Below are 5,652 nucleotides of genomic sequence, written 5' to 3' on the forward strand. Positions count from 1 at the left end.
CCTTTAAAAAATTTTTAAGTAAAATGTTATCCTTTTTACAAGGATCTGAATACGCAGGTGAAGTAAAAATTATAAGCTTTTTGTTATTCTCTTTTGCAAATTTCTTTACGTCTAAAATACCATTTTTAAATATTGGGTTAATATTTAACGAAGTACAATCATCTGTGCTTGTTGTATTTAGTATTTTATTTAAATTGTTTTTTTGTTCCCTATTTAACTTAAGAGGATCATAACCGTTGTATGTTTTATAATTATACTTTGGAAAAAAATAATTTTTTAAAACTGGCAAAACAACACCATTATAATCTAAACTCCAATAAAAAGACTGTAACGTATTGTTTAAATTAAGCTCATCTATTTCTTTTTTAACAATACTATTTCTGTGGTATTTAGTAGCTAAAAAATTGATATCAGCTCCTGCGTACATACTATCAATAGCTCTGTTAGGATCTATATGTAAAACAATAGTTTGCTTTTTATTTATTGGTAATTGTTTAATTAAAACCTTAGCATTACTTATTGTTTTACCATCTACCCCCATATTAAAAGATGATTTTTTAATCATTGAAGGATCTATGCTATGATTAACCCTAGAACTCCCGTAAAATAATATATCTGTAGTATCTTTAATTTTTAAGTAATGATTAACCTTACCCACGCCTTGACCAGAAAACACATGGTCACTAAAATAGTTTAAAGTATAGAATACACATTTATCTACTATAAAAGTTACAATAAGTATACCTATAATAAGTTTAAGTGTCTTCATAATATTAAAATTGAAAATAAATAAAATTATTAGATGTAGAATAAAACAGTATAATTAACATAATTAATACTGTTAGTATTATTGTTAATTTTGTATTAGACATATTTCTTCCTAAATGTTCTACACTTTTTCCATTTTTAAATAATAGAAAATCTAATATAAAACCAATAGTTAGCATTAAAAGAGACACACTCATTGTGCTTATGTCTCCTAGAAAAGGAAAATAAAAATTGAAACTACATATTTCTTTAATTATAGCAAAAGATTGCGTAACATCTGTAGCTCTAAAAAATACCCAAGCAAAAATTACAATAATATAGGTATATATAGCTCCTAAAAAATTAAAGTTCTTAATATTTAATAAGGAAAAACTATATTTTTCTGCGCTTAAAAACAGTCCATGTATGGCACCCCAAATGACAAAATTCCATGAACTTCCGTGCCATAAACCACCAAGAAGCATGGTAAGTAGCAAGTTACGATAGGTGATTTTTATTCCTTTTCTATTGCCACCTAAGGATATGTATAAGTAATCTCTTAACCAAAAAGATAAAGACATATGCCATCTTCTCCAAAACTCTGTTATAGATTTAGAAAAGTAAGGGAAATTAAAATTAGGAGCAAAATTAAACCCAAATAATTTAGCTGTTCCAATAGCTATATCTGAATAACCAGCAAAATCATAATAAATTTGAAACGAGTAAAAAACTGTAGCTAGCAATAATGTACTAGAATTATGTAATTCAGAATTAGCATAAACAGTATCTACATAAACAGCTAAATTATCTGCAATTACTACTTTTCTAAAAAGACCTATGCTAATTTGTAAAATTCCCTCATTAAAGCTTTCTCTACTAAATTTTCGCTTTGTCTCTATTTGTGGTAACAGATTGGATGCTCTTTCTATAGGTCCTGCAACTAGCTGCGGAAAAAATGAAACATAAGTAAAAAAAGAAACTATATTTTTAGTAGGCTCTAAAGTTCTTCTGTATATATCTATAGAATAACTTAAAGTTTGAAATGTGTAAAAACTAATTCCTACAGGCAATATTATGTTTAAGGTAAGATCATCTACTTGCCAGCCAATGCCCTGCATAGCTACAGCAAAAGAATCTGCAAAAAAATTATAATATTTAAATAACCCCAGTAATCCTAAATTAGAAAATAGACTAACATATAACCATAATTTTCTTTTTTTTTCGTCAACAGCTTCAAAAAGTTTAATCCCGACAAAATAATCTAAAAAAGAGCTAAATATTATTAAAGATAAAAAACGGTAATCCCACCAACCATAAAATAAATAACTAGCTAAAAGAAGTAATATATTTTGAAGTTTTAAATTTTTATTGACTACAAACCAATATAAAATAAAAACAATTGGTAAAAATATGAGATATTCTATTGAGTTAAATAACATTATTTTTAATTAAAATTATTGTTACTTCCAATCATTTCTCCAGTATCTTTCATTGTTTTACTTTCAAAACCGTATTTTTTATTTAAAAACTCATAATACTTTAAAATTTCTTCTAAAGTTTTAAAATTTTCTTCTGTATTGGCTCCAAAATTATGTGGGTGCCACCACAAATGATATAATAACCCATTTTTTGCTGCGTGTTTCATAGCTTTTTTAACACGTCTAATTTTTAAACTTTCTAAACGCTTCAATTTATTAGAATAGGGTCTTAAAAAACGACTTGAAGGAATGTTATAAGGTTCTTCCTTTTTTAAGTCTGACAATTTATAGCAGTGTTTACCAGATATGTTTACGTAACAATCTAAAGTACGTGCAATTCTTTTGTAAATAGTTGTATTCTCCTCACTTTCTGGCCTACAAAACCAAACATTTTCATTGCCTCTATAAGTTAATATATTATTATTCTTACATATTTTTAAATACTCACGGCTAAATTGATTTCTTGGAAAAGCTAATGAATCTAACTTAATTCCTTTGTCAGTAGCAATAGATATTGCTGCTTTTAAATCTGCTTCAAAATCTGCTGCTGTTTGCCCTTCTTCTTGGCAGTAAAAATGAGAGTAGGTATGAGTAGCAATTTCATGATTAGAATCTTTTTTTAATATTGAAATTAACTCTGGAGCATAATGAAAAGGATCATTAGAGCTTTTATCTTTAACTTGAACAAAATTATCTGTGTAAGGCGATAAATTAGGATCTTTGTATTTTGGCTGTATATTAGGGTTATGCCTAAGTATTTCTTCTTTTGTATCTGCAAATAAAAAGCCAACTGTAGCAAAAGTTGAGCTAACTTTATATTTATTAAACATTTGGAGCATACGTGGTACAACTAGATGTGTTTCTTTAAGAGTATCACCATAATTTTCTATTGATCTCTTGTCTCTTACTCCCCAGAATAATTCAAAATCTAGAGAAATAACAAATACACCCTTATCCTTCATTTCGTTTTTTTTATAAATAAAATTCTAATTTAGATACTACTTACCTTTAATACGATTAAGTGTAGGTTTAATCGCTAAAAAACAATTAAAACCAAGCTAAATTTATTTAATTTCGTATTTGTTATGGAAGATATAAAAATTAGAAAAGCAACTATAGAAGATACTTCAGAAATAGTAACTTTAATTAAAGCTGCATTAGGTGAAAATATAAAAAAATCTGATGATATATGGATTTGGAAACATTATAAAAATCCTTTTGGAGAATCTTTAATTTACGTTGCCACCTTCAATAACAAAATTGTTGGTATGAGGTCATTTATGCAATGGAGTTGGATAAATTCTAAACAAGACTATAAAACATTAAGAGCCGTAGATTCATCAGTAGACACCAAATTTAGAAGAAAAGGAATTTTTTCTAACTTAACGAAATTTACTCTTAAAGAGGCAAATGCAGAGGGATTTGATTTTGTATTTAACACGCCTAACGAAAAAAGCATTGGAGCTTATTTAAAATTAGGTTGGGTTGTTAATAGAAAAGTAAAAGTCAACTTACTTTTATCTCCTTTTTCTGTTTTTAGCTCCACTAAAAAATTAGGAAATTTTTCTAAAAAAGCAAAAAATATAATTATTAACGAAGTAAAATCCTTTTCTAAAACTTCTTCTAAAGAACAACTTAGTACACCAGTTACACTACCTTTTTTAAAGTGGAGATATTTAGAAAATCCAATTGTAGATTATAACTATTTAATTAATGGTAATATTTTATTAATATATAGAAAGAAGAAAATAAAATTTATAACTGAATGTAGAATTGTAGATATTTTAATTTTAAATAATTCTGAGGTAACAGAAAATGATATAAAAAAAGCAATAACTATTCTAAGTAATAAATACATTATTACAACACTATCTAGTAATATTTATAAAAAATTATTTCACGTAAATTTCCCACATATAGTATTTAATTACAAACACAATGGGCCTAATTTAACCACTAAAGAAATAAACATAGAAAAAACTAATTATGATATTCTTTTAGATAATAAATCAGATTATTGGGATTATAGCCTTGGTGATATGGAACTTTTTTAAAAAATGGAAAGAAATAAAATTATTCGTATTACAACTGTTCCGGTTTCATTAAAAGGCCTTTTAAAAGGGCAGCTTAATTACATAAATAACTTTTACAACGTAATAGGCATTTCATCTAATGATAATGGTGTTCTAGAGTCAGTAGCAGAGCAAGAAAACATACAAGTTATACCTGTAGAGTTAACACGTAAAATAACTCCTATACAAGATTTAAAATCTTTGTGGGTATTGTATCGCGTTTTAAAAAAAGAAAAACCATATATAGTACACACTCATACCCCAAAAGCTGGTACAATTGGTATGATTGCTTCTTATTTAGCAAGAGTACCTCATAGACTACATACTATAGCTGGTTTACCATTATTAGAAGCAACCGGAAAAAAAAGAATACTTCTTAATTTTGTAGAAAAAATCACTTATAAATTTGCAACAAAAATATATCCAAATTCTTTTGGGTTACAACAAATAATTTTAGATCATAAATTTACCAAACAAAATAAATTAAAAGTGCTTGGCAACGGCAGTTCTAACGGAATAAATACATCTATTTTTAATCCAGATTTAATTTCTGCTAACCAAAAAAATGAATTAAGAAATTCCCTAGATATAAAAAAAACTGACTACGTTTTTATTTTTCTAGGTAGAATAGTAGCAGACAAAGGTATAAATGAATTAGTTACAGCTTTTTGCAAACTAAATAAAGAAAACAAGAATACTAAATTACTTTTAGTTGGTACTTTTGAAGAAGAATTAGATCCACTAGATACTACAACAGTATCTAAAATAAAAGAGAATAAAGATATTATTGTTACTGGTTGGCAAACAGATGTTAAGCCTTATTTATCTATTGCCAATACACTTACCTTTCCTAGCTATAGAGAAGGCTTTCCAAATGTAGTTATGCAAGCCGGAGCAATGGGTTTACCAAGTATAGTTACTAACATTAACGGTTGTAATGAAATTATTATTGAAGAAGTTAATGGCACTATTATTCCTGTAAAAAACAGTGATATATTATACAAAAAAATGTTATCTTTTTACTTAGATAAAACTGGCAAATACAACACTACACATTGTAGACAACTAATTATAGATAGGTACAGCCAAAGTTATATCTGGAAAGAGATTTTAGAAGAATACAATTCTTTGTCTAAATAAATATACAATACACCTTTTATTTAGTTTATACTATTATTTTTTTTGGTTAATTTACATATAATTTTATACTTAAATGAGCAATAATAGCCAAGTAAAATCTATAGGTTTAGGTTCTTTTTTTCACAAGACCGCAAGTGAAAATATTCCCCAATATGACTTACACACACATATACCTAATTATGAGTTGTTTTATACAGGAAGACACGCTATAAAAT

Annotated in this window: 5 protein-coding genes; 2 read left to right on the forward strand and 3 right to left on the reverse strand. The window is 26.8% G+C overall.

The genetic code is table 11. The features are described from left to right. From ABJD66_RS05330 to ABJD66_RS05340, 3 genes are all read right to left on the reverse strand, one after another. A partial coding sequence (locus ABJD66_RS05330) for a hypothetical protein (protein ID WP_348129040.1) occupies positions 1–769 on the reverse strand: 769 nt, incomplete at its 3' end. Positions 770–773: 4 nt separating this feature from the next. Then, positions 774–2,186: an MBOAT family O-acyltransferase gene (locus tag ABJD66_RS05335; RefSeq protein ID WP_303542480.1), complete on the reverse strand. Its 1,413-nt coding sequence runs from the start codon at positions 2,184–2,186 to the stop codon at positions 774–776. Between the two features lie 5 nt (positions 2,187–2,191). Further along, entirely contained in the window at positions 2,192–3,187 is a 996-nt protein-coding gene (locus ABJD66_RS05340; protein ID WP_303542478.1) for a DUF2334 domain-containing protein, read from the reverse strand. Between the two features lie 123 nt (positions 3,188–3,310). On the opposite strand from ABJD66_RS05340, the gene ABJD66_RS05345 reads away from it, so the two are divergent. After that, entirely contained in the window at positions 3,311–4,279 is a 969-nt protein-coding gene (locus ABJD66_RS05345; protein WP_348129043.1) for a GNAT family N-acetyltransferase, read from the forward strand. 3 nt (positions 4,280–4,282) lie between these two features. After that, on the forward strand, positions 4,283–5,437 hold the full coding sequence (locus tag ABJD66_RS05350) for a glycosyltransferase family 4 protein (protein ID WP_348129045.1): 1,155 nt from the start codon (positions 4,283–4,285) through the stop codon (positions 5,435–5,437). Positions 5,438–5,652: the final 215 nt, after the last annotated feature.

The sequence above is a fragment of the Cellulophaga sp. genome (genome assembly GCF_039943695.1).
GTDB lineage: Bacteria > Bacteroidota > Bacteroidia > Flavobacteriales > Flavobacteriaceae > Cellulophaga.